Origin of the sequence: Streptomyces sp. NBC_01264 (genome assembly GCF_026340675.1) — a bacterium.
Lineage (GTDB): Bacteria > Actinomycetota > Actinomycetes > Streptomycetales > Streptomycetaceae > Streptomyces.
The window spans coordinates 1,844,149-1,861,763 of sequence record NZ_JAPEOX010000002.1; the positions used below are offsets into that span (position 1 = coordinate 1,844,149).

At 71.6% G+C, this 17,615-nt stretch carries 12 protein-coding genes; all 12 read left to right on the top strand.

The genetic code is table 11. The features are described from left to right. Nucleotides 1-63: 63 nt before the first annotated feature. On the top strand, nt 64-1,284 hold the full coding sequence (locus OG435_RS41405; protein ID WP_266885348.1) for an acyl-CoA dehydrogenase family protein: 1,221 nt from the start codon (nt 64-66) through the stop codon (nt 1,282-1,284). A gap of 101 nt (nt 1,285-1,385) precedes the next feature. Next, a complete protein-coding gene (locus tag OG435_RS41410; RefSeq protein ID WP_266885350.1) occupies nt 1,386-2,564 on the top strand; it encodes a cytochrome P450 in 1,179 nt (392 codons plus the stop codon). Between the two features lie 109 nt (nt 2,565-2,673). Beyond that, a complete protein-coding gene (locus OG435_RS41415; protein WP_266885353.1) occupies nt 2,674-3,792 on the top strand; it encodes a saccharopine dehydrogenase in 1,119 nt (372 codons plus the stop codon). After that, entirely contained in the window at nt 3,782-4,978 is a 1,197-nt protein-coding gene (locus OG435_RS41420; protein ID WP_266885355.1) for a saccharopine dehydrogenase C-terminal domain-containing protein, read from the top strand. Before OG435_RS41415 ends, OG435_RS41420 begins: the two co-directional genes overlap by 11 nt. Next, nucleotides 4,975-6,345 carry an ATP-grasp domain-containing protein gene (locus OG435_RS41425; protein ID WP_266885357.1) on the top strand — a complete coding sequence of 457 codons (1,371 nt, stop codon included), beginning with the start codon at nt 4,975-4,977 and terminating at the stop codon, nt 6,343-6,345. The genes OG435_RS41420 and OG435_RS41425 overlap by 4 nt, the downstream gene beginning before the upstream one ends. After that, entirely contained in the window at nt 6,335-7,663 is a 1,329-nt protein-coding gene (locus tag OG435_RS41430; protein ID WP_266885359.1) for an MFS transporter, read from the top strand. Before OG435_RS41425 ends, OG435_RS41430 begins: the two co-directional genes overlap by 11 nt. Nucleotides 7,664-7,752: 89 nt before the next feature. Next, a complete protein-coding gene (locus OG435_RS41435) occupies nt 7,753-9,075 on the top strand; it encodes a lysine N(6)-hydroxylase/L-ornithine N(5)-oxygenase family protein (RefSeq protein WP_266885361.1) in 1,323 nt (440 codons plus the stop codon). Beyond that, a complete protein-coding gene (locus tag OG435_RS41440; protein WP_266885363.1) occupies nt 9,072-10,160 on the top strand; it encodes an NAD(P)/FAD-dependent oxidoreductase in 1,089 nt (362 codons plus the stop codon). Before OG435_RS41435 ends, OG435_RS41440 begins: the two co-directional genes overlap by 4 nt. Further along, nucleotides 10,157-12,448 (top strand): class I tRNA ligase family protein, encoded by a 2,292-nt coding sequence (locus tag OG435_RS41445; RefSeq protein ID WP_266885365.1) that lies wholly within the window; start codon nt 10,157-10,159, stop codon nt 12,446-12,448. Before OG435_RS41440 ends, OG435_RS41445 begins: the two co-directional genes overlap by 4 nt. Then, entirely contained in the window at nt 12,445-15,798 is a 3,354-nt protein-coding gene (locus OG435_RS41450) for a non-ribosomal peptide synthetase (RefSeq protein WP_266885367.1), read from the top strand. The genes OG435_RS41445 and OG435_RS41450 overlap by 4 nt, the downstream gene beginning before the upstream one ends. Beyond that, a complete protein-coding gene (locus tag OG435_RS41455; protein WP_266885369.1) occupies nt 15,795-17,327 on the top strand; it encodes an AMP-binding protein in 1,533 nt (510 codons plus the stop codon). Before OG435_RS41450 ends, OG435_RS41455 begins: the two co-directional genes overlap by 4 nt. After that, nucleotides 17,317-17,613: an acyl carrier protein gene (locus tag OG435_RS41460; RefSeq protein WP_266885371.1), complete on the top strand. Its 297-nt coding sequence runs from the start codon at nt 17,317-17,319 to the stop codon at nt 17,611-17,613. Before OG435_RS41455 ends, OG435_RS41460 begins: the two co-directional genes overlap by 11 nt. Nucleotides 17,614-17,615: the final 2 nt, after the last annotated feature.

The following is a 17,615-nucleotide window of genomic DNA, read 5'->3' on the forward strand; positions in this document are numbered from 1 at the left end:
GTCTGACGCCCGACCCCTGACGCCGTATCTGCCGACGCCCACCCCCTCGCACGGAGAACCGCTTTGGAACTGACCAGCGCTTTCGATCAGGAGATCCTGGCCCTCCCCTTCTACGACGACGGACACCGCCTCCTGGCGAATGCCATCGGCACCTGGTGCGACGGCCGCGCCCCCCTGTGGAAGGAGGTCCGTCGGGAGGACCCGGAGAAGGCCGGACAGCGTCTGGTGCGGATGCTCGGCGACGACGGCTGGCTCGCCTTCCTGGATCCGCGGTCCGCGCCCGACGGTCCCGCCGGCGGTCCCCCCGGCGACTTCCGCAGCATCGGCCTGATGCGTGAGGCGCTCGCCTACGCCGAGGACCTGGCCGACTTCGCCTTCTCCATTCAGGCCCTCGCCGCCACGCCGATCATCCGGTACGGCAGCGAGGAGCAGAAGGAGCGCTACCTGCCGCGGATGGCCGAGGGCTCGCTCATCGGCGCGTTCGCCGTCTCCGAGCCGGAGGCGGGTTCGGACATCGCCTCGGTCGGGCTGCGGGCCGAGCGCGACGAGGACGGCGGCTACGTCCTGAACGGGCAGAAGGCGTGGATCGCCAACGCCGGGATCGCGGACGTGTACGTCGTCATCGCCCGCACCGGCGAGGGTCCCGGCCCGCTGGGGCTCACCGCCTTCCTCGTCCCGGCCGGCACCCCCGGCCTGCGCGTCCACGAGCGCTTGGACGCGGTCGCTCCGCGCGCCTTCGCCCATCTGTCCTTCGAGAACTGCCGGGTTCCCCGGGAGGCCGTGCTGGGCAGGCCGGGCAAGGGCTTCGTCATCGCCATGGACCTGTTGGAGCGGTTCCGGATGACGGTCGGCGCCGCGGCGCTCGGGTTCGCCCGCCGGGCCGCCGACACGGCGCTGGCCCACGCCCGCACCCGCCGGATCGGCAACGAGAAGCTGGTCGACCTCCAGCTGACCAAGGCCTCCCTGGCCGATATGGACGTCCGGCTCAACGCGGCCGCGCTGCTGGTGGCGCGGGCGGGCTGGGAGGCCGACCACGGCAGCAGGCGCTTCGCCCGGCATTCGAGCATCGCCAAGCTGTACGCGACCGAGGAAGCCCAGCACGTCATCGACTCCGCCGTGCAGTTGCTCGGCGCGGCGGGTGTGATCGGGGACAGTGTCACCGAGCGCCTGTACCGGCAGATCCGGTCCCTGCGGATATACGAGGGCACCTCGGAGGTCATGCGGCTGACCATCGCCGGCACGCTCGATGCCCGGCGCGCCGCCCTCCCCTCTCGCTATCTCTGAATCACGCTTCCCTCAGCATCTCTGAATCACGCTTCCCTCAGCGACTCCACCGCACCACCCCGAAGCACCGAAACGCCGAGCACCCAGCAAGGAGCACCAAGGTGACCACCCCGATCGAAGCGGTCAGGCTGGCGGACCCGTACCCCGGCTACGCGGCACTGGTGGCCGAGCGCCCCTTCGCCTTCGACCCGGCCGTGAACGCCTGGGTCGCGGCGGACGCGGCGGCGGTGCGTGCCGTGCTGGACTCGGCAGCCCTGCGGGTCCGTCCGGTGGCCGAGCCGGTGCCCGCCGGGATCGTCGGCACCCCCGCCGGTGAGGTGTTCGGGGATCTGGTGCGGATGACCGACGGCGACCTCCAGCAGCGCCTGAAGGGTGTGGTCGTCGAGGCGCTGGGGAGCGCCGACCCCGCGTACGCCGCCCGGCTGGCCGCCGAGCAGACCCGGGCTGCTCTGGCGGCTCTGCCGGCGGGCGGCGAAGTCCCCTTCGAGGAGCTGATGTTCGCCGTTCCCGCCCGGGTCGTGGCGGCCCTGTGCGGGCTGGACGCGGACGGCTCGGCGGAGGCCGCCCGGCTGATCGGCGATTTCGTCCAGTGCATCCCCGCACTGGCCACCTCGGAGCAGCAGCGGGCGGCGGCGCTGGCAGCCGCCCGGCTCCGGGAGCTGCTCGGCCCCGGCATCGAGCACGCGGAGGCCGCCGGGGACGGGCTGCTCGCCGGGCTCGTACGGGCCGCCCGGGACGCCTCCTGGACCCGGACGGCTCCGCTGCTGGCCAACGCGGTCGGGTTCCTGTCCCAGACGTACGACGCCACGGCCGGGCTGATCGGAAACACGCTGCTGGCGCTGGCCCGGGGTGAGGAGACCCCGAAGACCCTGGCCGCGACAGAGGCGTTCGTACGGGAGGTGGCCCGGCACGACGCGCCGATCCAGAACACCCGCCGCTTCGCCGCCGAGCCGTTCCGGCACGGCGGCGCCGAGGTCGCCCCTGGCGAGCAGGTGCTGGTGCTGCTCGCCGCCGCGAACCGCGACCCGGCGGTCAACCCCGATCCGCACGCCTTCCGGCCCGGCCGAGAGGCGCCGGTGGTCTTCACCTTCGGCGCCGCCGCCCACCGGTGTCCCGGACAGGGCCTGGCGGTGGCGATAGCCGGGGCGGTCATCGGGGCACTGCTGGACTCCGGGTTCGACCCGGCGCGGCTGCGCGCCGCCGCCGGACCCCACGGGCCGGCCGGGCCGGCCGAAGTCACGTACCGGCCACTGGCCAACGCCCGGATCCCGGTGCTGTAGCGGCACATCCGCCCTCCGCAGTGAGCACACACAAGGCTACCGCCTGCCCTTTTACACCAGACTTATCACCATAAGTCAGGAATTTGCCTCCAAAGGAGAACCCAAGCAAATGTCGGACAATCCGCACCTCTGGATGCGGGCCGAATCGCGGCCGACCGAGCGCCGCGCGCCCCTCGTCCCCGAGGATGCCGCGCACCTGACGAGCCAGGGCGTCGAGATCACCGTGGAGGAGTCGACGCAGCGCGCCTTCCCCCTGGACGACTACCTCACCGCGGGCTGCCGCACCGCCCCGGCGGGCAGCTGGACCGATGCGCCCGGCGGTGCCCACATCCTGGGCCTGAAGGAACTCCCCTACCGGCCGGCCGGACTGTCTCATCGTCATATCTATTTCGGGCACGCCTACAAGGGACAGTCCGGCGCAGGCGAGCTGCTCGCCCGGTTCACGGCCGGTGGCGGCGCGCTCCTCGACCTGGAGTACCTGACCGACGACACCGGCCGACGGCTGGCGGCCTTCGGCTACTGGGCCGGCTACGTCGGCGCGGCCCTGGCCGTGCTGCACCAGCGCGGACGGCTGCGGACCCCGCTGCGCCCGACCGACCTGAACGCGCTGGACGCCCTGCTGAACGAACCCGGCGAGAACGGGAGCGCGCTGGTGATCGGCGCCCTCGGACGCAGCGGCCGCGGCGCGTGCGACGCCCTGGTCACGGCGGGACTCACCCCCACCCGGTGGGACGTGGCGGAGACGGCCACGCTGGACCGCTCGGCCCTGCTCGACCACGACATCCTCGTCAACACCGTCCTGATGAACCGGCCCACGCCGCCGTTCCTGACCCACGCGGACCTCGACGGCCCCCGCCGCCTCTCCGTGGTGTCGGACGTCACCTGTGACGTGACCTCGGAGTGCAACGTCCTGCCGGTCTACGCCGAACTCACCGACTGGGACGCACCGGTACGCCGCCTGCGCGACGGCGACCGGCCGGCCGACCTCATCGCCATCGACAATCTGCCGTCGCTGCTTCCGGTGGAGGCCAGCCGTGCCTTCTCGGCGGAGCTGTGGCCGCTGCTGGCGACCCTGGGCGGTGCCGATCCGGTCTGGGCGCGCTGCCTGGGCGTCTTCGAGACCGCCACCGCCGGGACCGGGACCGGGAACAGCCGAGCCGCCGGGGACTGGGCGGACAGCGACGACAGCCAGGCCCATGAAGGCAAGGAGTACGCCGATGCCCGCTGACCCGATATCACCCGACCCGGTGCCCGCGAGCGGCACCGTCCACTGGATAGGCACCGGCCTCTCGACCGGCCGCAGCGGCCTCGGGCTGCTGTGCGCGCAGGCCGACCTCGTCGTGCTGTGGGACCGTACCGCCGAGCGCGCCGCCGAGCGGCTCGCCGCCCTGGACCTGACCGGCCACGCCGAGGTACGGGCCCTGACGGACGGGGCCCTGGAGGCCGAGGTGGGTGCCGGGGACGTGATCGTGTCGATGCTGCCCGCCACCGAGCACCCGCGGCTGCTGCGCCTCGCCGTCGACCGCCGGGCGCACTTCGCCTGCACCAGCTACGTCTCCGAGGAGATCGCCGAGCTGGCGGAGCGCGCCGCCGAGGCGGGCGTCGTGGTGCTGACCGAGGCCGGACTCGACCCGGGCATCGACCACCTGATGGCCCATCTGCTGGTCGAGAAGGCCCGTGCGGTGATCGGGGAAACCGCTGAGTCGGTCGACTTCACCTCCTACTGCGGCGGCATCCCGGCCGTACCCAACGAGTTCCGCTACCGCTTCAGCTGGGCGCCGTACGGCGTACTCGCGGCTCTCGGCTCCGCCGCGCGCCACATCGCCGAAGGCGTGGAAAGCACCGCCGTGCGCCCGTGGGAGGCCACCGCCGTCCACCGCCTGGGCGGCGAGGACTTCGAGGTCTACCCCAACCGGGACAGCGTGCCCTTCGTTTCCCAGTACGGCATCCCCGAGGGCTGGCACCTGCGCACCTTCGTCCGCGGCACCCTGCGCAACGCGGGCTGGCGCAGCGCATGGGAACCGGTCTTCCAGGTGGTGAGCGCCGGTGACCAGGCACAGGTCCGCCGGCTCGCCAAGGAGCTGGCCGAACGCCACCCGACCACCGAGGCCGACCGCGACCGCGTGGTGCTCTCCGTCGCGCTGGACGTACGCGCCGCGGACGGGAAGCGCTGGCAGGGCTCGTACCTGATGGACCTGACCGGAGAGGAGTCGGAGAGCGCGATGGCCCGCGCCGTATCGCTGCCGATCGCCTACGGCGTCACCCGGCTGCTGGCCGGGGCTCTGCCCCCCGGCCTGAACCGCGCCGGCCGGTCCGAGGAGGAGGCCGCCCGCTGGATGGCCTTCCTGGACTCCAACGGTCTGGGCAGCACGTTCGCCGACACCGTCCCCGCCCCCCGAGGAGCCGAAGCATGACCACCGCGACAGAACCCGAGATCCCTCAGGCGGCCGGTTCCGCGGCCGCGCCCGAGGCCTTCGTCCTCACCGGCGCCTTCTGGGTCGTGTGCCGCAACCCCCGCTACCTGGCGGAGCTTGCCGCGCGGGGCCTGAAGGTCCTGCTCATCACGCCTGCGGGCTACCGCGAGGCCGCGGAGGCCGCCCGCAAGGACCCGGAGCACCCGGCGTTCCTCCTCGACGACATCGCCTTTGTGGACGGTTCCCTCGACCAGGAGGGTTCGTTCATACCGGGTTTCATCGCCCGCGCCCGCAGCTGGCGGCAGACGTACACGATCGTCGGGGCGTACGCGGTCGGCGAGACGCTGGTGGAACCGACCGGCCTGCTGGGCGACGCGCTCGGCCTGCCGGGCCCGGGGCTGCGGGCGACCCGTGCCTGCCGCAGCAAGTACCTGCAGCGCTGGTACCTGGACGAGTTCAGCCCCGTCTCGGTGGTGATCCCCCCGGGTGAGCGCGAGGACACCGCCGCCCTCGACGGGCTGCCGTACCCGGTGGTGGCCAAGCCCGCCACCCGCCACTCCAGTTCGGGCGTGGTGACGGTCGCGGACGCGGCCGAGCTGCGGGCCGAGCTGGCCGGCTACCCCGAGTACGAGACGCTGCTGGTCGAGCAGAAGATCGAGGGCCACGAGTACTCGGTCGAGAGCCTGGTGCAAGGCGGCGAGATCGTCTTCGCCTCGGTCACGAGCAAGGAGACCACCGAGTCGGACGCCCGCTCATTCGTCGAGCTGTCCCACTCGGTCCCGAACGCCCGCCCCGGGGTGGACGACGGACTGCTGGAAGCCAACCGGCGGCTGCTGGAGACCCTCGGCTTCCGCGACGGCATCGCCCACGCCGAGTGGCGGACGGGCTCGGACGGGCGGCCGTACCTGATGGAGGTCGCCGCCCGGACGCCGGGCGACGGTCTGCTCGCGCTGTACCACCTGGCCACCGGCCGGCCCCTGGAGCCCGAGATCGTCAAGATCGCGCTGGGCGAGCCGGCCGACTACCCGGCGCCGCGCCGCTGGACCCGCCAGGTCTACCTGGACCACACGCCCGGCACGCTGGAGGACGTCTCCGTCGACTGGCCGTGCATCACCCCCGCCTGGGTCGGCGCGGGCGGGATCTGGCCGGAGATCACCCCTGGCGCCATCGGTGCGCCCGCCGCGCTGCGCGCCGTACTGGTGCTGAAGGAGAAGGGCGCCGAGCTGACGCCGCTGGCCAGCTCCGACGACCGAGCGGTGACCTTCCTCATCGACGCCCCCTCCGCCGGGGAGCTGGACGAGCTGGAGCGCCGGGTCCGTGCCGCGGTGACGCTGACCGTGGGGACGGTGGAACGCCGTGGCCTCTGACACCACCGCCGAGGCCGAGGACACCGGCACCGGCACCGGCACCGGGGAGGGCACGCAACGGGCCACCGTCTGGGGCACCTTCCGTGAGGCCCCGCTCCCGGTGAAGACCGTGCTCGCCGGGGTCCTGGTCAACCGCCTCAGCGGCTTCCTCCAGGTCTTCCTCGTCCTGTTCCTGACCGCCAAGGGCTACTCGGACGGCAACACCGTCCTGGCCCTCGGCGTCTACGGCGCGGGGGCCGTCGCCGGCTCGCTGATCGGCGGCACCCTGGCGGACCGGCTGGGCGTACGCAACGCCACGGTCGTCTCGATGGGCAGCACCAGCGTGCTCACCGCCGCCCTGCTCTACGTACCGAGCTTCCCGGCGCTGCTCACCGTGATCGCCCTGGTGAGCCTGGGCGCCCAGCTCTTCCGGCCGGCGTCGGCGACGCTGCTGGCCGAACTGACCGCCGAGAACCGGCAGGTCATGATCTTCGCGATGTACCGTTTCGGGCTCAACCTGGGCGCTACGGCCGCACCGCTGGTCGGCTTCGCCCTCTACAACGCGGGCGGCCACGGGTACACCCTGCTGTTCTGGGGCGAGGCCGTGATCGCCCTGGTGTACGCGGTGTTCGCCTGGGCGACACTGCCGGCCCGGGTCGGTTCCGCTCCGGCCGGCGCCGCTGCGGAGCGGGACGGGACCTCGGGCGGCGGCTACGCGGCGGTGATCCGGGACCGGCGGTACCTGCTGTACCTGATCGCGGCCTTCTGTCACGCTGCGGTGTACATGCAGTACTTGTCCACGCTGCCGCTGTACATGAAGGACGAGGGGCTGGCGCTCTTCTGGTACACCCTCGCCGTCTCCCTCAACGGGTTCATCGTCATCGCCTTCGAGCTGCTGCTCACCAAGCTCTCACAGGAGTGGCCGCTGAAGGTGACGATCGGTCTGGGGTTCGCTCTGGTCGGTGCCGGTGTGGCCTTCTACGGTCTGCCCATCGGACCCGCCGCCGTGATCGTCGGCACGCTCATCTGGTCGATCGGCGAGATCATCGGCGGCCCGGCGGTGTTCGCCTATCCGGCGACCGCGGGCCCAACGCGGCTGCGCTCCCGGTACATCGGCAGCTTCCAGTTCATGTTCGGTCTCGGCACTGCGGTGGGTCCGATGATCGGCAGCTGGCTCTTCCTCCGGCTGGACGGTCTGGTCTGGCCCGTGGTGGCCATGGGGTCGCTGCTGGCGACGGTCTTCGGGCTGATCGCCGTACGCCGTCCCGAGCCTTCGCCGGCGAAGACGGCGGACCCGGTGCGCGCCGAGGCTCAGGCCCCGGTCGCCGCGCAGGTCTGAGCCGGCGTGCCCCCCGCCCCCGCACGTACCGCCCTCATCAGCACGACTCGGCCGGTCAGCCACCGGCATGCCTTGAAGGAGAGGACCGCATGAGCACCAACCACGTCCGTCCCGGGCCCGACCACTACCGCTGCATCGGCATCGGGGTGGGCCCCGCGAACCTGAGCCTGGCATCACTGCTCCACGGTCGCCCGGAGGTGAACAACCTCTTCATCGACCGGAAGGAAGCCTTCGGCTGGCACGACAACCAGCAGATCCCCGGCACCACGCTCCAGGTCTCGATGTTCAAGGACCTGGTGAGCCTCGCCGATCCCAAGAGCCCCTTCTCCTTCCTGTCCTACCTGCACGACCAGGGCCGGGTGTACCACTTCCTGAACGCCCAGTTCGCCGACATACCGCGCCTGGAGTTCCGCAACTACCTGGCCTGGGCCTCCCAGCGCAATCCGAACGTCGTCTTCGGTGAGACGGTTCAGGAGGTCGGCTTCGACGAGGTCTTCACCCTGCGCACCGACCGCCGCACGGTGACCGCCGAGAACATCGTCGTCGGGGTGGGCAACAAGCCCTGGATCCCCCCGCAGGGCACGCCCGGTGCCACCCAGTTCCACGTCAACGACTACGTCGAGGCGGCCCGGAACCTGGGCGGCAAGCGGGTCGTCGTGGTCGGCGGCGGACAGTCCGGCGCCGAGGCGTTCCTGGACCTGATCTCCCGCTCCGGCAACGAACTGCCGCGCCGCGTCTCGTGGATCTCGCGCCGTCGCAACTACTTCCCGATCGACGACTCTCCCTTCACCAACGACTACTACATGCCGTCCCACTCGGACTATTTCTACGGTCTGCGCCCGGAGGCCCGCGCCACCTTCAACGCCCAGCACGTACTCAGCAGCGACGGCATCTCCGAGTCCACGCTGCGCGACGTCTACCAGGCCGTCTACGTACACCGCTTCGTGGAGGGCAACACCGACCTCGTCGGGCTGCACCCCAACCGCGACGTCGTCGGCGTCGAGGAGAACCCCGTCGGCGGCTGGGACCTGACCGTCCGGCACAACGACGACCCCGGCGCCCCCGCCGAGCACTTCGACGCGGACGTCATCGTGTGGGCCACCGGCTTCCGGCCGGCCGGGATGGACTTCCTCGCGCCGATCGCGGACCGTCTCGAGCGCGACGGCGACGAGCTGCGCATCGACGAGGACTTCGCGGTGCGCTGGGACGGCCCGGACGACCGCAACATCTTCGTCCAGAACGCCGCCCGCGGGCAGCGCGGCCTGGCCGACCCCAACCTCAGCCTGAACGCCTGGCGCAGCCAGCGCATCGCGGACCGGCTGTGCGGGGTGCGTACCGACGAGCAGCTGGCGTCCTTCATCGAGTGGTCCGCCAAGACCCCTGAGCCGAGCGCCGCGTGGAGCATCGGATGACCCCGTCCCGGCAGGACCCGACGGCGTACGACATCGCGGTGGTCGGCGGCGGCGTACTCGGCCTCACCATCGCCCGGGAGATCCTCTCCCGGGAGCCGCAGGCTCGCGTGGTGGTCCTGGAGCGGGACGCGGTCGGCAGCGGTGCCACCCGCCGGTCGGCGGGCCTGCACTTCCCGCGCGGCGCCTCGGAGCGGATCCGCGCGATGGCCTCCTACAGCCAGGAGCACTACGCGGCGCTCAAGGCGGCCTGCCCCGAACTGCCCGTTCACAGCCTGGACATGACGGTGGTGGCACCCGCTTCCGCACAGGAGCGGCTGGAGGAGGTCTACCTGCCGCAGGCGCGGCTGCGACCCGTCCCCGAGGTGGCCGGGAAGACCGCTTTGCTGCCGGAGGGTACGGCCGCCTGGGAGGGTGACGGCTGCCAGTACGCCGACGTCCACGCCCTCACCCAGCTGCTGGCGCGCGATCTGCGCCGGACCGTGGAGTTCCGCGAAGGGGTCGAGGTCACCGCGGTGACACCCGGCGCCGACTCGGTGGAGCTCTCCCTCGGCACGGGCGGCGAGCTCCGCGCCGGACGAGTGGTCCTGGCTCCGGGCCCCTGGCTCGCGGCCCCCGCGTGGAAGGATCTCGTGTCACCGCTCGGGGCCCGGGTGAAGAAGATCGTGGCCCTGCACATCGAGGTCCCGCCCACCGCCGGAGACCGAGCGGTGGTCTTCCAGGACGAGGACGCCTTCCTGCTGCCGTACCACGAGCGCGGGCACTGGCTGTTCAGCTACACCTGCCAGGAATGGGACGTCGATCCGGACACCGTCCCGGCGAGCCTGACACCCGCCGACCGGGACGCGGCCCTCACCGTCCTGGCGCGCTACGCACCCCACTTGATCGAGCACTGCGTCTCCGGCCGGGTCTTCTGCGACGCCTACGGCCCCGGCTTCGAACCGCTCGTCCGCCCGCTCACCGCCGACGGCCGAGTGGTGTTCGCGGGCGCCGGCAGCGGCTCCGGGTACCGGCTGGCTCCTGCCATCGCGGCGGAGACCGCGAATCTGCTTCTCGTTCCGTCCCCCAGAAAGGACGACGTTTCGTGATCATCAACACTTATGACGACACCGTGCTCAGCGAGGCCTTCGGCCTCGACATGAGCGATATCCACGGTCTGGGCGTCGGCGCCGGCTGGGGCCGGGTCTCCCCCGGCACCAGCTCCAGCATCCACCAGCACGACGAGACCGAGTTCTTCGTTATCGTCACCGGGCGGGGCGAGTTCATCGTCGACGGCGAGCGCCACCCGGCCGCTCCCGGCACGGTCGTCCTCTTCGAGCCGTTCGAGTCCCACGTCCTGGAGAACACCGGGGACACCGATCTGGTCTTCCTCACCCAGTACTGGCGGGATGCCGGCCGCGCCCTGGCCTCGGCGCTCAGCGCCGAGCGCAAGGACTTCGGCGACCGCCCCGTCTTCGTCTTCTCCACACCGCCCACCCCCAACGGCGATCTGCACCTCGGCCACCTGTCGGGCCCCTACCTCGGTGCCGATGTCTACGTCCGCCACCAGCGGCTGAACGGCACCAAGGCCTGGCACCTGACCGGCAGCGACGACTACCAGAGCTATGTGGTCGCCGCGGCCGCCGCCGACGGCGTCGAGCCCGCCGAGGCCGCCGCCCACTACAGCGCCGAGATAGCCAAGACGCTCGAGCTGATGGACATCTCGCTCGACCAGTTCACCGTCACCGACACCGCCCCGGAGTACCGGTCCGGTCTGCAGGACTTCTTCTCCCGCGTGGTCTCCTCGGGCCGGGTCGCGGTCACCGAGGCCGACGCCCTCTTCGACGCCGAGAACGGCCAGTACCTCTACGAGGTGGACGTCAAGGGAATCTGCCCCGGTTGCGCCTCGGGTGCCGGCGGCAACATCTGCGAGCAGTGCGGCGAGCCCAACGTCGTCACCGACCTCACCGACCCGGTCTCCGCCCTCTCGTCGTCCGCCCCGCGCCGCGGCCCGGTCTCCCGCTGGTCGTTGCCGCTGCACGAGTTCCGCGAAGACCTCGACGCCCACCACCGGCTGGGCCGGGTCCCGGCCCGGCTGCGCGAGCTGACCGACCGCCTCTTCCGCCGCCCGAGCCTCGACATCCCGCTCAGCCACCCCTCCTCCTGGGGCATTCCCCCGGCCGAGAAGGACCTGGACGGACAGGTCGTCTGGGTGTGGCCCGAGATGTCCTACGGCTTCCTGCACGGCATCCAGGCCCTGGGCGCGCGCCTCGGCGAGAACTGGAAGGCCGCCGAGCCGGAGCAGGACTGGAAGGTCGTCCACTTCTTCGGCTACGACAACAGCTTCTACCACTCGGTGCTCTACCCGGCCTTGTACAAGTTGGCCTTCCCGGGCTGGGCGCCGGACATCGACTACCACGTCAACGAGTTCTACCTGCTGGAGGGCCAGAAGTTCTCCACCAGCCGCCGCCACGCCATCTGGGGCAAGGAGATCCTCGGCCCGGATTCGGTCGACGCCGTCCGCTACTTCCTCTCCCGCACGCGCCCCGAGGCCGAGCGCACCAACTTCCAGCGCGCCGCGTACGAGGCGACCCTCGAAGACACCCTCATCGGCACGTGGCAGGCCTGGCTGAACGATCTCGGCTCCCGGGTCACCAAGCAGTACGGCGCCGCCGCCCCCGACGCCGGCACCTGGACGCCGGAGCACTCCGCCTTCCTCGGCCGCCTCGGCAACCGCCTCGCCGCCATCACCGCCAGCCTCGGTTCGGAGGGCTTCTCCCTCAACGAGGCCGCCGCCGAGCTCGACGGCATCGTCAACGACACCGTGCGGTTCTCCCGCAAGGAGGGCCTGCTCGCCGAGACCGCCGGCTGGGAGAGCGAAGCACGTACCGTCATCGCCCTCGAACTGGCCGCGGCCCGGCTGCTCGCCCAGGTCGCCGCCCCGATCATGCCCCGTTTCGCCGCCCGCGTGGCCGAGGCGCTCTCCCTGCCCGCGCCCACCGAGTGGCCGCGTACGGTCGAACTCCTCCCCGCGGGCAGTGAGATCCGCCTGGCCGACGCCGTCTTCTTCGTCCGAACGGTCCCTTCGGCGCCCGACGCCATCGCCCCCGCCACCGCCCCCGCCGACTCGCGCCTGGTCCCCTGGCTGAGTGAGCTCGTACGGACCCTGCTGCAGCTGCCCGCCGACCGAGCGGTCGCCACACGCGGCCTGAACGCCCTCGGCATCAGTTCGCTGCAGGCCGTCACCCTGCAGTACCAGATCCTCGAGTCGCTCGACGTGGACGTCACCCTCGACGAGCTGCTCGAAACCGAGGACGTCTCCGCGCTCGCCGCCCTCGTGGAGGAGCGCGCCGGGGACACCGCCGTCACCGAGCTGGTCGAGGCGGACCCTCGATGAGCCTCCGCGACATACTGCGCGAGATCGAGAGCCGCGGCCTGTTCGTGGAACTGTCCGGCACCGATCTGCGCCTCCGGGGCGACCGGCAGAACATGGATCCGGACTTCATCGCGCGGATCAAGGCCGCGAAGGAAGACCTGGTCTCCTACCTCCTCGAAGGGGAGAAGAACGGTCCGGGCTTCCCTCTCACCAACTTGCAGCGCGCCTACCTCCTGGGCCGCAGCGGCATCTTCGAGATCGGCGACGTGGCCAGCCACGTCTACCACGAGATCGAGGGCTCCTGGGATGTGGACCGCCTGGAGAAGGCGTTGACGGCCGTCATCGACGACCACAGCGCCCTGCGTTCGCGCTTCTCCGCCGACGACCGGCAGGTCACCGAGATCCACCGGGCCCGGCTGCGGATCACCCGTCTCGACCTGCGCTCCAAGAGCCCGCAGGAGCAGGACCGGATCCGGGGGGAGCTGCGCGAGGAGCGCTCGCACCGGGTGCTCCCCGCCGACCGGGCGCCGCTGCTCGCCGTCGAGGTGAGCATCCTCGCCGACGACCGGATGGTGCTGCACGTCAGCCACGACGGGCTGGTCATGGACGGGATCAGCATGTTCCTGTTCTTCCGCGCCTGGTGGCGGGAGTACCAGGGCACCGAGGCCGGCACGCCGGAGGAGCTGCTGTACGAGGACTACGTCTCGGCCGTGGAGGCCGCGCGGGACCGGGCCCCGGCCCGCCGCTCGCGCGACTACTGGCTCGCCCGCGTCGACGACCTCGCCCCGCACCCCGACCTGCCTTTGCGCACCAGCCCCTCGGCGCTGTCCTCGTCCCGGTTCTCCCAGCGCCAGGTGCGCCTCGATCAGGAGGCCTGGGAGACACTCAAGGAGCGGGCCGCCGACGCCGGTCTGACCCCGTCGGCCGTGCTCCTCGCGGCGTATGCGGAGACCCTGGCCACCTGGGGCGCCGGAGCGCGGTTCACGATCAACACCACGGTCGCCAACCGTCCGCCCATCCACCCCCGCGTGTTCGAGGCCATCGGCAACTTCTCGGACACCCTGCTGGTCGAGGCGGAGGTGGACCGGAGCCTGACCTTCACGGAGCGGGCCCGCGTCCTGCAGACCCGGCTGCGAAAGGACCTGGACCACCGGCACTTCTCCGGCAGCCAGGTCATGCAGGAACTGGCGCGCCGCCGCGGCGGCGTGGCGGGCGCCCGGATGCCCTTCACCTTCAACAGCGCGATCGGCCACGGCAACACCGAGGCCGACGGCTCGGCCCTGGAACTGTTCGGCCCGGAGGTCTTCACCGTCTCCCAGACCCCGCAGGTCTGGCTGAACGCCTTCGCGATGGAGCAGCACGGCGGTCTCGTCGTCCAGCTCGACGGCATCGACGAGCTGTTCCCCGAAGGGCTGCTGGACGCTTTCGCCCACGGCTACCAGACCCTGCTGGAGGACCTGACGGACCTGCCCTCCTGGCAGCGCACCTCCTTCGACCTGCTGCCCGAGGCTCAGGTCGAGCGGCGCCGCGAGGCCAATGACACGCAGGTCCCGCTGCCGCCGGCCATGCTCGGCGACGCGTTCGTGGAGCAGGCCCTGCGGACCCCGGACGCGGCCGCGATCCTCACCTCCGGCCGCGAGGTCGGCTACGGCGAGCTGCTGCACCGGGCCGCCGCCGCGGCGCGCTGGCTGCGCGAGGGCGGCGTCGGCCGGGACGAGCTGGTCGGCCTGGTGATGCACCGCGGTCCCGAACAGATCGTCGGCATCCTCGCCACCGTGCTGGCCGGAGCGGCGTACCTGCCCGTGGACGCGGGCCTGCCCGCCGAGCGGCAGGACTACATGCTGCGCGACGGCCGGGTGCGCCGGGTCCTCACCAACGCCGACTGGCAGAACACCAGCGGCGAGCGGGAGGTCATGCGCCTCGACATCACGGACCCGGACACCGGCACCGGCACCGGCACCGACTGGGCGGACGCCACGCCCGAGGTACCGGCCCGGCTGCCCGGTTCGGACCCTGATGACCTCGCCTACGTGCTCTACACCTCCGGCACCACCGGCGCTCCCAAGGGCGTCATGGTCACCCACCGCAACGTCGCCAACGTCGTCGCGGACTGCCACGAACGTTTCGGCATCGCCCCCGCCGACCGCTTCTTCGCGATCAGCGCCTTCAACTTCGACCTGTCGGTGTGGGACGTCTTCGGCGCCCTCTCGGCGGGCGCGGCCCTGGTCATGCCCGACAGGGACAGGGCCGTGGACCCGGCGCACTGGCTGGACCTGTGCGAGAGCGCGGGGGTGACGGTGTGGAACTCCGTTCCCGCCATAGTCAACCTGCTGCACGACCAGGCGGTCGCGGACGGGGTGGTCCCGCCCGCGCTGCGCCTGGTGATGATGAGCGGCGACCGTGTCCCGCCGGCCCTGCCGGCCGCGCTGCGCACGCTCAAGGCCGACCTCGACGTGGTCTCCCTGGGCGGCCCCACCGAGACGACGATCTGGAACATCCTGCACCCGGTCGGTCCGGAGGAGGACGGCAGCGAGTCCATCCCCTACGGCCGCCCGAACGCCAACAACCGCGCCTACGTCCTGGACCGGGACGGCCTGGACGCCCCGGACTGGGTGACCGGCGAGATCTGCGCGGCCGGCACCGGCCTGGCCCGCGGGTACTGGGGCGACGAGGAGCGCACCGCCGAGCGGTTCTTCCACGACGCCGTGCGCGGCGAACGGATGTACCGCACCGGCGACCTGGGCCGGATGCTGCCCGACGGAAACATCTCGATCCTGGGCCGCAGCGACTTCCAGATCAAGGTCAACGGCTACCGCATCGAGGCCGGTGAGGTCGAGACGCGCCTGGTCGCCGTTCCCGGCGTCGCCAAGGCCGTGGTCGCAGGCCAGGCGGGCGCCCAGGGCGCCCGCCTGGTGGCCCACCTGGTGGCGGCGGGCGAAGGCCGGCCCACCGACACCGCGCTGCGCGACGCGCTGCGCCGTGATCTGCCCGACTACATGGTGCCCACCACCGTGGTCTGGCACGCCGAGCTGCCGCTGACCAAGAACGGCAAGGTGGACCGCAGCAAGCTGGCCACGGCTGCCGTCGCGGCGGCGGCCCCCGCTCAGGACACCCGCAGCGGAGGTGAGCCCACCACGGAGACCGAGAAGACCCTGGTCTCGATGTGGACGGCGGTGCTGCGCGGCAAGCGGGTCGGCATCCACGACAGCCTGGGCTCGCTGGGCGGCGACTCCATCGCCGCCGCGCGCATCCTGACCGCCGTGCGCAAGCAGTTCGGGATCACCGTCCCGCTCGACGCGTTCGCCGAGATGGACTGCGTCCACGCACTGGCCGGGGCTCTCGACGAACAGCGGGCGGAGGCGTCTCGATGACCGTCACCTCGGTGATCAACCGGATCGTCTCCACCGCTCCGTCCGGCGGCCGGATCTCCTTCGCCCGCCTGGACGGTACGGAGACCATCGGCCTGCCGGAGCTGCACGAGCGCGCCGGGCGGCTCGCCGGACAGCTGCGGGACCGGGGTGTCGGGCCGGGCGACCGGATCGGCATCCTGGCCGCGAACAGCCTGGAGTGGGTGCTGCTGGACCTGGCGGCGCTGCGGCTGAAGGCGGAAACCGCCGGGTTCGAGCCCGGAAAGTTCGACCCGGCGGACGATCTGACCGGACGCTACGGCCTGACCCTGCTCTTCACGGACCGGCCCACGGACACCCACCGGTCCGTGCCGATGAGCGAGGTACGCGCGCTCTCGGAGCCGGCGGCGCGGCCGGACGACGCGGCCGCCGCGGCGCCCGTGACCTGGGCTCCCCGGGACGTGACCACCATCAAGTTCACTTCCGGCAGCACCGGCACCCCCAAGGGGCTCGGCGCGACGGCCGGCAGTATCGACAGCTCGCTCGCGGCGGTGCAGGAGATCTTCAACCACGCGCCGGGGGACGACCTGTTCGTCTTCCTGCCGCTGTCGCTGCTCCAGCAGCGCTACTGGATCTACTCGGCGCTCGCCCACGGGCACGACGTCACAATCAGCACCTACGAGGCGGCCTTCGCGGCGCTGCGCCGGGTCAAGCCGACCGTGGTCATGGGTGTGCCGGCCTTCTACGAGACGGCGAAGCGCCAGGTCGAGTCCCGCATCCGGCGTTCGGGCGGCACCGCCACCGCCGCCGACGCGGCCCGCCACCTGTTCGGCGACCGGATCCGCTACCTGTGGACCGGTTCCGCGCCGGCCGACGCGGCGATGCTGCGCTTCTTCACGGACGCCGGGCTGCCCATCTACGAGGGCTACGGCCTCAACGAGACCTGCATCGTCGCGAAGAACCACCCGGGCGCGACCCGGGAGGGCAGCGTGGGGCGCGTACTGCCGGGCAAGCAGGTGCTGCTCGACGAGGACGGGGTGGTAAGCGTCCGCAGCGAACATCCGGTCGGCTACGGCTACACGTACGCCAAACCAGGTGACTCCGAGCGCGTCTTCGACGCGGAGGGCACGGTGCGGACCGGCGACCTCGGCTACATCGACGAAGACGGCTTCCTCTTCATCCGGGGCCGCGCCGATGACGTCATCGTCCTGGACAACGGCAAGAAGGTCATCGTCCGGCCGCTCGAAGAGCACATGCGGACCAGTCCGGCCATCGCCGAATGCGTCCTGTTCTGCCCCACTCAAACGGACCTGGTCGCGGTCGTCTCACCGGCGGCTCTGCCCGCCGACCCGGACGCCGTCCTCGCCCAGCTCGCCCTGACCAACACCACCTTCGGCAAGGACGAGCAGATCAGCCGGGTCGTCATCGCCGACGAGCCGTTCAGCATCGAGAACGACCTGCTCACCTCGCAGTACAAGCCGAAACGACCTCGGATCCTGGCCGCCTACCGGACCAGCCTCCACGACAGCAAGGCAGGCATTCATGCACCCTGACACCGTCACCGACACGGGTATCGACCCCGCCATCGAGAACGCGGCCCGCGAGATCCTCTCCACCGTCCTCGACCCGGAGGTCGCCCCGCAGGAGCTGGACCTCGACGCGGACCTGGTCGGCTCCTACAGCCTGACCTCCCTCAACAAGGTCCTCTTCCTGACCGAGGTGTGCGAGGCGACCGACGTCGACCTCGCCAACTTCACCGAGCACGACCTCGCCGACATGCTCACCCTGCGCAGCGTCATCGAGTCCCTCACCCGGCACACCAACAACAAGGCGGTCTGAAT